This window comes from Serratia sp. (in: enterobacteria) (assembly GCF_051654945.1).
Taxonomy (GTDB): Bacteria; Pseudomonadota; Gammaproteobacteria; order Enterobacterales; family Enterobacteriaceae; genus Chania.
Genome location: NZ_JBOFZA010000092.1, coordinates 110,548 through 123,320, shown reverse-complemented (window position 1 = coordinate 123,320; position 12,773 = coordinate 110,548). Strand labels below are relative to the sequence as shown.

The window sequence follows — 12,773 nt, the reverse complement described above, 5'->3', positions numbered from 1 at the left end:
CTCGGGCAGGTATCCTACATCTACTTGCCACTATTAAATTCGCAAGTAACGGAATAATTATTATGGACATGACATTAACCTCAGCGCCAAGAAGCAAGCGCCGCTATCTGACATTATTTATGATATTTGTCACGGTAGTAATTTGCTATGTTGACCGTGCCAACCTGGCGGTGGCATCCGCCCATATTCAAGCAGAGTTTGGCATCAGCAAAACGCAAATGGGCTATATTTTCTCGGCCTTTGCCTGGACTTATACCCTTTGCCAAATCCCTGGTGGATGGTTCCTCGATCGCGTGGGGTCAAAAATGACCTATTTCATCGCGATTATGGGATGGTCGATAGCGACCTTACTGCAAGGGTTTGCCACGGGTCTAGGATCGTTGATGGGGTTGCGTGCCATTACCGGATTGTTTGAAGCCCCGGCGTTTCCAACCAATAACCGCATCGTCACCAATTGGTTCCCTGAGCAGGAACGTGCTTCGGCCGTAGGATTCTATACTTCAGGCCAGTTTGTCGGCTTGGCGTTTCTTACCCCGTTACTGATTTGGGTGCAGGAAATCCTGAGTTGGCATTGGGTATTCATCATCACCGGGGCTGTCGGCATGGTCTGGGCGCTGATCTGGCACTTTGTCTATCAACCGCCGCGTAAAAGTAAAGGCGTCAACAGCGCTGAGATTGAGTACATTCAGGCCGGCGGCGGAATGATCGATGGCGATGTCGTGACAGAGAAGAAAGCTCGCGTCGCCATGACTGCCGCAGATTGGAAGCTGGTATTCCACCGCAAACTGGTCGGGGTTTATCTTGGCCAGTTCGCCATTGCCTCCACGCTGTGGTTCTTCCTGACCTGGTTCCCGAACTACCTGACGCAGGAAAAACATATTACCGCACTGACCGCTGGTTTTATGACTACGGTGCCTTTCCTGGCGGCATTTTGCGGCGTATTACTGTCCGGCTTTGTCGCTGATCGTTTGTTACGCAGTGGCAAATCCATCGGCTTTGCGCGTAAAACGCCAATTATCTGTGGGCTGCTGCTTTCCACCTGCATCATGGGTGCCAACTACACCGACGATCCGCTGTGGATTATGGTGCTGATGGCGTTGGCCTTCTTCGGCAACGGTTTTGCTTCCATCACCTGGTCGCTGGTGTCTTCGCTGGCTCCGGTGCGCCTGATTGGCCTGACTGGTGGGGTGTTTAACTTTGTGGGGGGCTTGGGGGGCATTACCGTACCGCTGGTGGTAGGTTATCTGGCACAGGATTACGGGTTTGCTCCTTCGCTTATTTATATATCGGTAGTGGCTCTGTTAGGCGCGTTGTCCTACCTGCTGCTGGTGGGTGATGTGAAACGGGTAGGCTGATGGGTTACTATGGCGGTTCTATGCCAGCCGGTATGCAGGAGCCGCCATGAGCCATCAGGAACGACAGCTGACTTTTGATCCGCGAGGTCATCAACTCACCAACATTAACGTCTGGACGCCGTGCAGCCAATGGCTGGCGTATGATGTACGGCCAAGCGGCGCATCCTTCACCGGCTTGAGTATTGAGCGGGTGAACGTTGCCAACGGTCAGGTAGAAGTGGTTTATCGGGCGCAGCAGGGGGCGCACGTCGGCGTAGTGACGGTGAGCCCAGATGCGCCAGCGCGTTATGTGTTTATCCATGGACCGGAACATCCTGACAGCCACTGGCATTATGATTTTCACCATCGCCGTGGCGTAATCGTCAGCGAACCGGATCGTGAACTGGCGATCACCCTCGATGCATTGGACATTACCGCTCCGTATACCCCTGGTGCGCTGCGTGGTGGTACCCACGTACATGTCTTCAGCCCGGATGCCAGCCGCCTGAGCTTCACCTATAACGACCATGTGATGCACGAACTCGATCCGGCACTGGATTTACGTAATGTCGGTGTCGCGGTGCCGTTACAGGGCGTGAATCCACCTAAGCAGCACCCGCGTGAATATGACGGCAGTCACTTCTGCGTTCTGGTCAGCACCACGACGCCCACCCCGCAGCCGGGCAGCGATCAAATCAATCGGGCTTACGAAGAGGGTTGGATTGGCCAGCAAGGCTACAGCAAACCCGATGGCAGCCGCCAGCGTTGGGCGTTGGCGTTTATCGGTGATACCCTCTCGCCGCAGGGGGAAAAACTGCCTGAAGTGTTTGTGGTGGATTTGCCGGAAAACGATGCTGACTATGCCAAAGCCGGGAAGGCTCCCTTGCAGGGCACGGCAACTACCTTACCGGCCCCACCGCTGGGGGTTGAACAACGGAGGCTGACCCATACCAGCCAGCGCCGCTATCCAGGGGTTGCCACGACGCCACGCCACTGGTTACGTAGTTCGCCAGACGGCAGCGCCATTGCTTTTCTGATGAAGGACGAGCGAGGCATTGTGCAACTGTGGACCATTTCCCCCAACGGTGGGGAAGCGCTCCAGATCACGCAGGCGGAACACGGTATTCAGTCAGCGTTCAGTTGGCATCCGCAAGGGGGCAAGCTTGCTCTCGTGTGTGATAACAGCGTAATGCTGTGCGATATCGTCAACGGCAATATGCAGCGCCTGACGAAACGGACTGCGCAGCCACCATTGGGGGACGCGGTGGTGTTCTCACCGGACGGCAAACAGGTGGCCTTTATGCGCGAAGTGGCTGGGTTCAGCCAGATTTTTGTGGTGGTAGTTTAACTACTACAACCCGGCCGGTGCTGACGAAGTCGCCATGCCCTGGCCTGGGTTACCGCTGGCAGCCAGATTTTGATCTTCTTCGTGTTGGATACGCGCTTTCGGTGAGGCTGCCGTTTTATCGCTGCCTGAACGCAGGTAGTCGTAAGGCAGCAAAATGGTGTCCATCGCCGCCGACAGGGGCAGATCGATCGCCAGCAGGGGCATCATGGCCCAACTGGTATCTTCGCTTTTCATCATGCCGACATTGGCACGCGTTCCTGAGTAGTAACCCTGATCGGCCCCGGTGTGGCTGGCTACGCTCGAGCAGCCATTGGCGCTCAGCAGCAGGCAGCCGGTTGCTATCATTTTTTTGAGTGGTTTCATTCATCCATCCTGAGGGGGCCATCCCCTGAAATTTGCTGAGTTATAACATCCAGCCAAAGCAATGAAAGTTGCAAAGCTCCGCACTGTGGCGGCTCTCTCACTTTGAGTGTATGTGATAAACAAATTTTCGCCGTTTCCGTTGGCAATTATTTGATCATCGTCAGTTGAAAAGCGGAAAGCAAACCCCATCTTCTTTATAAGGCCAAATTAAGAATTTGCCGTAAGGGAATTCTGGTCGCTCAGCCTGTCCATAATGGAAGGCTTTATTATCAACCTCGCTGAAGTGCCTTAGGAGGCTGTGTTATGCGCAACTTTGATCTTTCCCCGCTGTACCGTTCTGCGATCGGTTTTGATCGCCTGTTCAACGCCCTTGAGTCTGGCCAAAGCCAGGGTAACGGGGGTTATCCTCCGTACAATATTGAACTGGTTGACGAGAATCATTACCGCATTGCCATCGCGGTTGCCGGGTTTGCCGAGCAGGAGCTGGAGATCACGACGCAAGATAATCTGTTGATTGTGCGCGGGGCTCACACCCATGAACCGGCGGAAAGAACCTACTTATATCAAGGCATTGCCGAGCGTAATTTTGAACGCAAATTCCAGCTGGCCGAACATATTCAAATCAGAGGCGCCAAACTGGAAAACGGCCTGCTGTATATCGATATGCAACGCGTGGTGCCGGAAACATTAAAGCCGCGTCGGATCGAAATTAAGTAATCGTTGTTTCATCACTCTGCCTGCCGTCAGGGGGCAAACTTTAAACCTCGCTTCTTGGAAGGAGATTACTATTATGCGTAACTACGATTTATCCCCACTGCTGCGTCAATGGATCGGTTTTGACAAACTGGCCAGCTCAATGGGAGGCCAGGAGCCACAAGGGTTCCCGCCATACAACATTGAGAAAAGCGACGACAACCACTATCGCATTTCCCTGGCGCTGGCCGGGTTCAAACAAAGCGAACTGGATATTGAAGTGGAAGGCCCGCGCCTGACCGTGCGTGGCAAACCGACACCGCCGGAAAAACAGGTGGAGTATCTGCATCAGGGGTTGGTGTGCAAAGAGTTCAGCCTGACCTTTACCCTGGCAGAGCACCTGCAGGTTGACGAAGCCAAGTTTGAAAATGGCTTGCTGCACATCGATCTGGTACGTAACGTACCGGAAGCCTTGCAGCCACAGCGTATCCGCATCGGCAGCACGGCAGCTGCGGAGCTGGAAGCCAAATAACCGGCTGAAAAAAAACAAAAACTTGCGGGGGAGGTCCATTCGGGCCTCCCCCGTTGCATTCTGTGCTGTACCCCACATTACCCCCCCGCGCCTTATGTCAGAATCCCTAGTAATTGCAGGTATTTAATCGCATAGAGATTGTTAAACTTTGGGTAAGGATGTGACGTATGAGTGATATCGCCCTGACCGTCAGCATGTTGGCGTTGGTGGCTATTCTCGGGTTATGGATCGGCAACTGGAAAGTGTATGGCGTGGGTTTAGGGATAGGCGGCGTCTTGTTCGGCGGCATCATCGTCGGGCACTTTGCACAGACTTACCAGATCACTCTCAACGGCGACATGCTGCACTTTATTCAGGAGTTCGGTCTGATCCTGTTTGTTTACACCATCGGTATTCAGGTTGGCCCTGGTTTCTTCTCGTCCCTGCGCGTTTCCGGCCTCAAGCTCAATGGTTTCGCCATTCTGCTGGTGCTGGTGGGTGGCGTGGTGGCGGCGATTGTCCATAAGCTGTTTGCCGTGCCGTTGCCGATCATCCTCGGCGTGTTCTCCGGCGCGGTGACCAATACACCGGCGCTTGGTGCCGGGCAGCAGATACTCACCGATTTGGGCTCCGATCCGGCGCTGGTTAACCGCATGGGCATGGGCTATGCCATGGCCTACCCATTTGGTATCTGCGGCATTCTGCTGGTGATGTGGCTGATCCGCCTGTTCTTCCGCATTAATATCGATAAGGAAGCGCAGGAGTTTGAAGATAGCCTGGGGAGTAACCGCGAGCTGTTGCAGACCATGAACGTGGCGGTGCGTAACCCCAATCTGCAAGGCATGGCCATCAAGAATGTGCCACTGCTCAATAGTGACGACATCATCTGTTCGCGCCTGAAACGGGGTGATTTGCTGATGGTACCCGCCCCGCACGAGACGCTCGAACTGGGGGATTTCCTGCACCTGGTCGGCAAGCGAGAAAAACTGGAAAACGCCCGGCTGGTGATTGGCGAAGAAGTGGACGTTTCACTCTCCACCCGTGGCACCTCGCTGCAAGTTGTCCGTGCGGTGGTCACCAACGAAAAGGTGTTGGGCAAAAAAATCCGCGAGCTGGATCTCAAGCAGAAGTATGACGTGGTGGTCTCGCGCCTCAACCGTGCCGGGGTCGAGCTGGTGGCGGGCAGCAATGTTACGCTGCAGTTCGGGGATATCCTCAACCTGGTGGGGCGGCCAGAATCTATTGAGGCAGTGGCCGCGATTGTCGGTAACGCCCAGCAGAAGCTACAACAGGTGCAAATGCTGCCGGTATTTATCGGTATTGGCCTTGGGGTGCTGCTGGGGTCTATCCCGCTGTTTATTCCCGGCTTCCCGGCAGCATTGCGGTTGGGGTTGGCCGGTGGCCCGCTGGTGGTGGCGTTGATCCTGGGGCGTATCGGCAGCATCGGCAAGCTGTACTGGTTTATGCCGCCAAGTGCCAACCTGGCGCTGCGTGAACTGGGTATCGTGCTGTTCCTGGCCGTGGTTGGCCTGAAGTCGGGTGGCAACTTTATCGATACCCTGCTGCATGGGGATGGGCTGGCGTGGGTCGGTTACGGGGCGTTAATCACCTCGATACCGCTGATCAGCGTGGGTATTCTGGCTCGGGTGGTGGGTAAGATGAACTACCTGACGCTCTCCGGCATGTTGGCGGGCTCAATGACCGATCCCCCGGCGCTGGCCTTTGCCAACGGCCTGCACCCCACCAGCGGCGCTGCGGCGTTGTCTTATGCCACGGTCTATCCGTTGGCGATGTTCCTGCGCATTATGTCACCGCAGCTGTTGGCGGTGCTGTTCTGGGCTATGTAGTCAACAAAAGGGGCTCCGCTTGCGGAGCCCCTGGAGATTTACCCTTCCTGATGCGCGCGTTCCACCTCTTCTGCCAGGATCATCACGCCACGCTCAATATCTTCCGGATTAGGTACATAGTTCATGCGCATACATTGATGCGTATGTGGCCATTCATGCTCCAGCCCCGGGAAGAAGTAGTGGCCCGGCACCATCAGCACACCACGCTTTTTCAGCCGTTGATACAGCAGCTCGGTGGTGATGGGCAGATCCTTGAACCACAGCCAGAGGAAGATGGCCCCTTCCGGTTTATGGATCAGGCAGCGCTCCGGCGACAGGTAACGACGAATAATGCCGATGGTCTGTTCGACCCGCTGCTTGTAGAACGGGCGGATCACCTCGTTGGATAAACGCAGCAGATCGCCACGCTCAATCATCTCCGCGGCCAGCGCCGGGCCGATGCTGCCCGGGGACAGGCTGATAATGCCGTTCATATTGGTTAGTGCGGTGATGACTTTCTCGTCGGCAATCACGATGCCACAACGTGAGCCTGGCAGGCCCAGTTTGGACAGGCTCATGCACAGGATGATATTCGGGTTCCACAGCGGCGTGGCTTCGCTGAAAATAATGCCGGGGAACGGCACGCCGTAGGCGTTGTCGATCACCAGTGGGATATCACGCTGCTGGGCGAGCAGATCGAGTTTCATCAGCTCTTCGTCGGTGATCACGTTGCCAGTCGGGTTGGTAGGGCGTGACACGCAGATCATGCCGATATCGTCACCGATGTTCAGATGCTCAAAATCGACGTGATACTTGAACTGGCCGTCTGGCAACAGTTCGATATTAGGCTTGGCGGAGACGAACAGCCCCTCATCCAGCCCGGAATCGGCATAGCCAATATATTCTGGTGCCAGCGGGAACAGTACACGGCGGCGGCTACCGTCGGCGTAGCGGCCAGCGAACAGGTTAAACAAGTAGAAAAACGCGCTCTGGCTGCCATTTGTCAGTGCAATATTCTGTGGTTCTATCTGCCAGCCAAGCTCTTCTTGCAGCATGGTAGCCAGCGCTTTCAGCAGGGCATCTTTACCTTGCGGGCCGTCGTAGTTGCACAGTGCCTCGGTCAGCTTGCCCTGATCGAGCATCTCCTGACATAGCTGTTTGAAGTAGCTGGCCATCTCCGGGATTTGCGCCGGGTTACCGCCGCCGAGCATGATGGCACCTGGCGTGCGCAGGCCTTCGTTCAGATCGTCCATCAAGCGGGTGATGCCCGCATAACGGGTAAATTTGTCGCCGAAAAGTGAAAAATTCATAGCTGCTGCAATATAGTTGTGAGCGGGTAGGCGCCCACCATACCGCCAGATAAAAGCGGGTGCAATGCGCTAGAGTTTTCACCCGCCGGGCATAGATGTCGCCTGGCGGGTATTTAACAGCATAATTAGCTGAATTATTGTGACCGTTCGCCAGCCCACACCACCATCACCTTGTCACCCTCATGCTGGCGGCTAAAGGCATAGTAATGAGACGTTTGCTGTGATTGCTGCGTACCGGCACCGATTGCCGGATGGCGCTCACGGAACTGACCCAAGCGTTGCCAGTGTGCCAGCAACGGTGCTTTGGCGCCTTGCAGTTCCCCCCAGTTCATATCCGAGCGGGTGCCTTGCAGGGGATCGGAACCGGTAGGGCCAAACGGGCGGCCGCTCTCATCACCGTAGTAAATTTGCACTGCGCCGGGTGCCAACAACAGCAGGTCTGCTGCTCGCTGTTGTAGATGCAGAGAGCCTTTGGCATCGCTGGCGAAGAACAGGCGAGTATCGTGCGAGGAAATATAGCTCAGCACGTTGAAGCCCTGTAGCTTGTCCGCCATCTGTTGATAGGTGCTATCGATATTGGAGAAACATCCCAGCGCTTGCGCGGCCTGATCTTGAAAATCAAAGTTGATCATCGCATCGAAGCCATGCTGGTAATACTCGCTTTTCATCACCCCGTGGCCCCAGGCCTCACCGGTCATCCAGAACGGCGCATTGTCCAACGCCTGTTTGGGGTTGGCCGCTTTCCACTCTGCCAGCGCTTCGGTGGCACGCTGCTTTAACAGATCCAGCGTGGGTTTATCGACGTGTTTGGCGGTATCGACGCGGAAGCCATCAATGCCGTAGTCGCGCACCCATTGGCTGAGCCAGGTTGCCAGATAATCGCGGGTGGTAGCCCCTGGGATTTCGCGCGCGGCGGTATCGGACTTGTGGCGGAAGAACAGCGGTAGGCCGCTGGCACCGGGCGCTTCGGTTTTGATGTCCGGAAGGAAGGCCAGTGACATGGTCAGGTCGTTAAAGCCAGGCGAATCGTAATCGCCGATATCGGTGCGGATCCAGTTTTTCCCCCACCATTGGCTCCAGCCTGCTTTATCGCTGAAGTTGATGTAGTCGTTAAAACTGTGCCAGCTCTGGCCTGGCCCCGGCTGCCAATCGCCCCAGTTTTTACCGAGGGTTTTTTCGGCTTCATCACCCTTCAGGTACAGCGAGCCAAACTGAAACTGCTGCATATCGGTGAGCGTGGCATAGCCGACGTGGTTGACCACCACGTCAAACAGGATGCGGATCCCGCGTTGATGCGCCTGCTCCACCAGGTTACGCAGATCCTGCTCGTTGCCCATATTGGCATCGAGCTTGGTCCAGTCCAGATGGTAGTAACCGTGATAGGCGTAATGTGGGAAATCCCCTTTGGTGCCGCCACCGACCCAACCGTGGATTTGCTCCAGCGGGGAACTGATCCATAGCGCGTTGACCCCGAGCTGCTGCAGATAATCGAGCTTTTGTGTCAACCCGGCGAGATCGCCGCCGTGAAAGGTGCCGATTTCCTGCATGCCGTCGCCGTGACGGCCATAGCTGTGATCGTTGGCCGGGTTACCGTTTTCAAAACGATCGGTCAGCACAAAATAGACCGTGGCGTTGTGCCAGCTAAAAGCGGTTTTTGGCGGTGTATTGGCTGATTCCAGCAATAGCAGGCCACCACTGTTGGCAGCTGGTTGTAAGGTGATTTGGCCCTGATTGACCTTGGCGGTCTGGCCGGAGTAGAAATCACGCAGCGTTTCGCCTTCGGCAAAGGTGTCTTTTACTGCGACGGTGATGGGTTGACCGTCCCAACGCTGACAGGTGCGGGCAACGGCAGCCACGGTTTTTTCCGGCTCGGCCTTCAGGCTGAGCTGCAAGGTTGGCGTACCGCTGCGGGTGTCGATACGTACCTGGTAATCACCATCGCGAAACAGTCGCCAACTCACGGTCGCGCTATCGCTACAGGGTTGCAGCGACAACGCCTGGTTCAGCTTCACCGCAACGCTGGGCTGCCAGCATTGTTGGTTCTGATACAGTTGCAACGGCAGCTGGCCTTTGGCCAGCGTAGCCTGGCTGGTAAACACACCGCTGGTGGATTCGCTGAAGGCGGGGAAGCTTTGCAGCGTCCAGTTGGCCAGCGCTGCGGGTGAAAGCAGCATCAGCAGGGGCAGGGTCAGACGTTTCATGGCTCTCCTTACTCGTGGCAGGAAGCGTTTTTATCGTAGGGTAGCCTAGTTTGCTGGATAGAGAAAAAATCGCCTCATCCTGGGGCGGAAATTTGGGGGCGCAGGGGGAAGGGGGAGAGGTTTGTAGGATTTTTATGGTTAGGCTTTCATTGACACTGTCGATAACCGTTCCTATCATTGTGTTAATAGATAACACAGGAGGCGCTATGGCCAGAACAACCAGCGTGACAATAGGCGAGCAACTTGATGCGTTCGTTGGCCGATTAATAGACAGCGGTCGCTACGGATCGACCAGTGAAGTTGTGCGGTCAGCACTACGTTTGCTGGAGCAACAGGAAACAAATGATGAGGTCATTCGCCAGGCTGTTGTCGCTGGTTTGGAAAGTGGTGAAAGCTCGTTATCATTGCGGGACATTGCGGCCCAAAGGAAGCTGAAACACCGTGTATAAGCTCACAAAACGAGCCGAGGACGATTTCATTGGGATTTATGACTACACGTTTTTAAATTTCGGTGAGGCTCAAGCTGACTACTATACCGACGCACTAGAGGCGTTTTTGAAGATGTTGGCCGAAACTCCGAGGATAGGGCGGGATTATCTTGCGGTTCCTGGCGTAATGCGTATTGAGTTTCAGAGACATACTATTTTTTATACCATCCGTGATACTGACATTCTGATCGCACGTATTCTGCACCAACAAATGAACCACATTCGCCACGTCTTGTAAGCCGCTGTTAATTTGATTAGATGCCAGTTGGTAAAAACTGGCATCTAATGAGAATTACTTCTTCAGCAACTGCGGGTTAACGCAGTTTTCGGTTACCGTGCCGGTCAGAGCGGCAATCAGATTATCTACGGCGCATGCGGCCATGCCGTAGCGAGTCTCATGGGTGGCAGAACCGATATGTGGCAACGCGACCACGTTAGCCATTTTCAGTAACGGTGAATCGACCGCGACCGGCTCCTGCTCGAACACGTCCAACCCGGCGGCGTGAATGGTGCCGTCCTGTAAGGCTTCAATTAGCGCCTGCTCATCTACTACCGGGCCACGCCCTGCGTTGATCAGAATACCGCTCTGCTTCATCTTCGCCAACTGCTCACGGCCGATCAGATGGAAGGTTTGCTCGGTGAGCGGCAGCGTAATGCACAGGAAGTCCGACTCGGCCAGCAGCGTATCAAGATCGCAACGGCGTGCATTAAAGCGCTGCTCTGCCTCTTCATGTGTGCGACGTGCGTTGTACAGCACCGGCATGCCAAAGCCAAAGTGCGCACGCTGCGCCAGTGCCAGACCGATGCGGCCCATGCCCAGGATGCCGATGGTTTTATGATGCACGTCTACGCCATACCAGTCAGGCCCGATGCTGCCTTGCCATTCCCCCGCTTTAACCCGCTCGGCCACTTCGACGACCCGGCGCGCGGTGGCCAACACCAGGCTCATGATGGTATCGGCCACGGTTTCGGTCAGCACGGTTGGAGTATGCATCAACAGCACCTGGTGGGCGTTGAGCGCATCGACGTCAAAGTTGTCATAACCCACGGAGACGGTGGAAGCCGCACGCAGCCTGGGCGCTCGTTGCAAAAAGGCTTCATCAATCTTGCCACCGGAACCCAGGATGCCTTCGGCCTGTTGCAGCGCCTGCTCAAAGGCGGCGTTATCTGGTTGCAGGCCGTCAAAGGCATGCACGGTGAAGTGCTGATCCAGCCTTGCGCGCAGGTCGCTGGGCATACTTTTGTACAACACAATTGAAGGCTTCATCACAAACTCCATCTGGCGAACGAGATAATCAACATAACATATTGCAGGGTGAGTGAAGGGCGAAGCCCCTCACTCAGGAACATCAGGCCACCTGTGGCTGAGCTTCGTTGCGTGCAGGCTTGACGATCAGCGTCAGCCCCACCGAGGCCAGCAGTGCGATAGCCATAAACATATAGGAAGCCGCCGGGCTGCCGGTTGCTCCATTCAGATAGCCGACAAACCAGGAACCGAAGAAGGAACCCAATGCGCCCATGCTGTTAATCAGCGCCATGGCACCGCCGGCGACGTTTCTTGGCAGCATCTCCGGGATGATGGCAAAGAACGGACCATAAGGCGCATACATCGCCGCACCGGCCACTACCAGCAGACCATAGGAGATCCAGAAGTGGTTCGGGCCAATGGCGTAAGAGGCGAAGAACGCCAGCGCGCCGATCAGCAACAGCGGCCAGACGAACAGTTTGCGGTTCTGCATCTTGTCCGATGCCCAGGAAACCACGATCATCGCGATGGTGGCGGCCAGATAAGGCACCGACGACAACCAACCCGCTTCCACCATCCCCATTTGCATACCGCTGCGCAGGATCGAAGGCAGCCACAGCACGAAGCCATACACGCCGATGCTCCAGGCAAAATATTGCATACATAGCAGGATCACGTTACGGGAGCGGAAGGCCTCGCCGTAGTTACGCACGGCCTTGATGCCTTTCTGTTCTTCAGCCAGTTGCTGTTGCAGCGCCTGCTTCTCCTGGTCGCTCAGCCAACCCACCTGTGACGGTTTGTCTTTGACCAGCACCCACCAGCAGAAGGCCCAAATCACGGCGGGGATCCCTTCGATGATAAACATTTCACGCCAGCCAAAGGCATGGATCAGGTAGCCGGAGACCACCGACATCCACAACACCGTGACCGGGTTGCCGAGGATCAGGAAAGTGTTGGCGCGGGAGCGTTCGGACTTGGTAAACCAGTTGCTGATATAAATCAGCATTGCGGGCATTACCGCCGCTTCTACCACGCCGAGGATAAAACGAATGGCTGCCAGCATTGGGATATTGCTGACCATGCCGGTTAGCGAAGCGCAGCCTCCCCACAAGATGAGGCACCAGAAAATCAGTTTCTTGACGCTACGGCGTTCGGCGTAAATTGCGCCGGGAATTTGAAAGAAAAAATAGCCGAGGAAAAACAGCGCGCCCAGCAGAGATGACATCCCTTTGGTGATGCCGAGATCGTCGTTGATCCCGGCGGCAGAGGCAAAGCTAAAGTTGGCGCGATCCAGATAGGCCAGGCTGTAGGTGATAAACACGATGGGCATGATGTACCACCAGCGTTTAGCCGCAATAGTTGCTTTACTCATGTTCAGATCCCTTCAGTGGAGTCTTTTTGCCAGCGGCGGCGGGTAACCATCCGCTGGGGCTTGTGCTCTCCCGGCGTGCCT

At 55.6% G+C, this 12,773-nt stretch carries 12 protein-coding genes; 7 read left to right on the top strand and 5 right to left on the bottom strand.

From position 1 onward, the window contains the following. Positions 1–62: 62 nt before the first annotated feature. Positions 63–1,355: an MFS transporter gene (locus tag ACRDCA_RS23340; RefSeq protein ID WP_438691668.1), complete on the top strand. Its 1,293-nt coding sequence runs from the start codon at positions 63–65 to the stop codon at positions 1,353–1,355. Positions 1,356–1,401: 46 nt separating this feature from the next. Continuing rightward, positions 1,402–2,682, top strand: a complete 1,281-nt coding sequence (locus ACRDCA_RS23335) for a DUF3748 domain-containing protein (protein ID WP_438691667.1) — start codon at positions 1,402–1,404, stop codon at positions 2,680–2,682. Positions 2,683–2,685: 3 nt separating this feature from the next. On the opposite strand, the gene ACRDCA_RS23330 is transcribed toward ACRDCA_RS23335, so the two are convergent. Beyond that, entirely contained in the window at positions 2,686–3,045 is a 360-nt protein-coding gene (locus ACRDCA_RS23330; RefSeq protein WP_438691666.1) for a YceK/YidQ family lipoprotein, read from the bottom strand. 303 nt (positions 3,046–3,348) lie between these two features. Here ACRDCA_RS23330 and ibpA point away from each other — a divergent pair, with 303 nt between their 5' ends. The 3 genes from ibpA to ACRDCA_RS23315 all read left to right on the top strand — a co-directional run bounded on the left by ibpA (position 3,349) and on the right by ACRDCA_RS23315 (position 6,096). Next, positions 3,349–3,762, top strand: coding sequence for a small heat shock chaperone IbpA (ibpA, locus tag ACRDCA_RS23325; RefSeq protein ID WP_025120925.1), 414 nt, complete (start codon positions 3,349–3,351; stop codon positions 3,760–3,762). Between the two features lie 73 nt (positions 3,763–3,835). Continuing rightward, positions 3,836–4,270, top strand: coding sequence for a small heat shock chaperone IbpB (gene ibpB, locus ACRDCA_RS23320; protein ID WP_438691665.1), 435 nt, complete (start codon positions 3,836–3,838; stop codon positions 4,268–4,270). Between the two features lie 167 nt (positions 4,271–4,437). Further along, entirely contained in the window at positions 4,438–6,096 is a 1,659-nt protein-coding gene (locus tag ACRDCA_RS23315; RefSeq protein WP_438691664.1) for a putative transporter, read from the top strand. Between the two features lie 38 nt (positions 6,097–6,134). Here ACRDCA_RS23315 and ACRDCA_RS23310 read toward each other — a convergent pair whose 3' ends face one another. Both ACRDCA_RS23310 and ACRDCA_RS23305 read right to left on the bottom strand, forming a co-directional pair. Further along, positions 6,135–7,385, bottom strand: coding sequence for a valine--pyruvate transaminase (locus ACRDCA_RS23310; RefSeq protein WP_438691663.1), 1,251 nt, complete (start codon positions 7,383–7,385; stop codon positions 6,135–6,137). Between the two features lie 134 nt (positions 7,386–7,519). Next, on the bottom strand, positions 7,520–9,586 hold the full coding sequence (locus ACRDCA_RS23305) for an alpha-amylase (protein ID WP_438691662.1): 2,067 nt from the start codon (positions 9,584–9,586) through the stop codon (positions 7,520–7,522). Between the two features lie 206 nt (positions 9,587–9,792). On the opposite strand from ACRDCA_RS23305, the gene ACRDCA_RS23300 reads away from it, so the two are divergent. Both ACRDCA_RS23300 and ACRDCA_RS23295 read left to right on the top strand, forming a co-directional pair. Beyond that, positions 9,793–10,035 carry a type II toxin-antitoxin system ParD family antitoxin gene (locus tag ACRDCA_RS23300; protein ID WP_438691661.1) on the top strand — a complete coding sequence of 81 codons (243 nt, stop codon included), beginning with the start codon at positions 9,793–9,795 and terminating at the stop codon, positions 10,033–10,035. Then, positions 10,028–10,312, top strand: coding sequence for a type II toxin-antitoxin system RelE/ParE family toxin (locus ACRDCA_RS23295; protein WP_438691660.1), 285 nt, complete (start codon positions 10,028–10,030; stop codon positions 10,310–10,312). The genes ACRDCA_RS23300 and ACRDCA_RS23295 overlap by 8 nt, the downstream gene beginning before the upstream one ends. A 54-nt stretch (positions 10,313–10,366) precedes the next feature. On the opposite strand, the gene ghrB is transcribed toward ACRDCA_RS23295, so the two are convergent. Beyond that, the gene (ghrB, locus tag ACRDCA_RS23290) at positions 10,367–11,341 is read right to left on the bottom strand and encodes a glyoxylate/hydroxypyruvate reductase GhrB (protein WP_438691659.1); all 975 of its coding nucleotides are present in this window, start codon (positions 11,339–11,341) and stop codon (positions 10,367–10,369) included. Positions 11,342–11,423: 82 nt separating this feature from the next. Beyond that, on the bottom strand, positions 11,424–12,692 hold the full coding sequence (locus tag ACRDCA_RS23285) for an MFS transporter (protein WP_438691658.1): 1,269 nt from the start codon (positions 12,690–12,692) through the stop codon (positions 11,424–11,426). Positions 12,693–12,773 lie beyond the last annotated feature (81 nt).

Excerpts from the sequence above, each read along its gene's own strand:
- ACRDCA_RS23330 (WP_438691666.1), bottom strand. The coding sequence starts at position 3,045 with ATGAAACCACTCAAAAAAATGATAGCAACCGGCTGCCTGCTGCTGAGC.
- ACRDCA_RS23310 (WP_438691663.1), bottom strand. The coding sequence starts at position 7,385 with ATGAATTTTTCACTTTTCGGCGACAAATTTACCCGTTATGCGGGCATC.
- ibpA (WP_025120925.1), top strand. The coding sequence starts at position 3,349 with ATGCGCAACTTTGATCTTTCCCCGCTGTACCGTTCTGCGATCGGTTTT.
- ghrB (WP_438691659.1), bottom strand. The coding sequence starts at position 11,341 with ATGAAGCCTTCAATTGTGTTGTACAAAAGTATGCCCAGCGACCTGCGC.
- ACRDCA_RS23285 (WP_438691658.1), bottom strand. The coding sequence starts at position 12,692 with ATGAGTAAAGCAACTATTGCGGCTAAACGCTGGTGGTACATCATGCCC.
- ACRDCA_RS23340 (WP_438691668.1), top strand. The coding sequence starts at position 63 with ATGGACATGACATTAACCTCAGCGCCAAGAAGCAAGCGCCGCTATCTG.
- ACRDCA_RS23335 (WP_438691667.1), top strand. The coding sequence starts at position 1,402 with ATGAGCCATCAGGAACGACAGCTGACTTTTGATCCGCGAGGTCATCAA.
- ACRDCA_RS23300 (WP_438691661.1), top strand. The coding sequence starts at position 9,793 with ATGGCCAGAACAACCAGCGTGACAATAGGCGAGCAACTTGATGCGTTC.
- ACRDCA_RS23315 (WP_438691664.1), top strand. The coding sequence starts at position 4,438 with ATGAGTGATATCGCCCTGACCGTCAGCATGTTGGCGTTGGTGGCTATT.
- ibpB (WP_438691665.1), top strand. The coding sequence starts at position 3,836 with ATGCGTAACTACGATTTATCCCCACTGCTGCGTCAATGGATCGGTTTT.
- ACRDCA_RS23305 (WP_438691662.1), bottom strand. The coding sequence starts at position 9,586 with ATGAAACGTCTGACCCTGCCCCTGCTGATGCTGCTTTCACCCGCAGCG.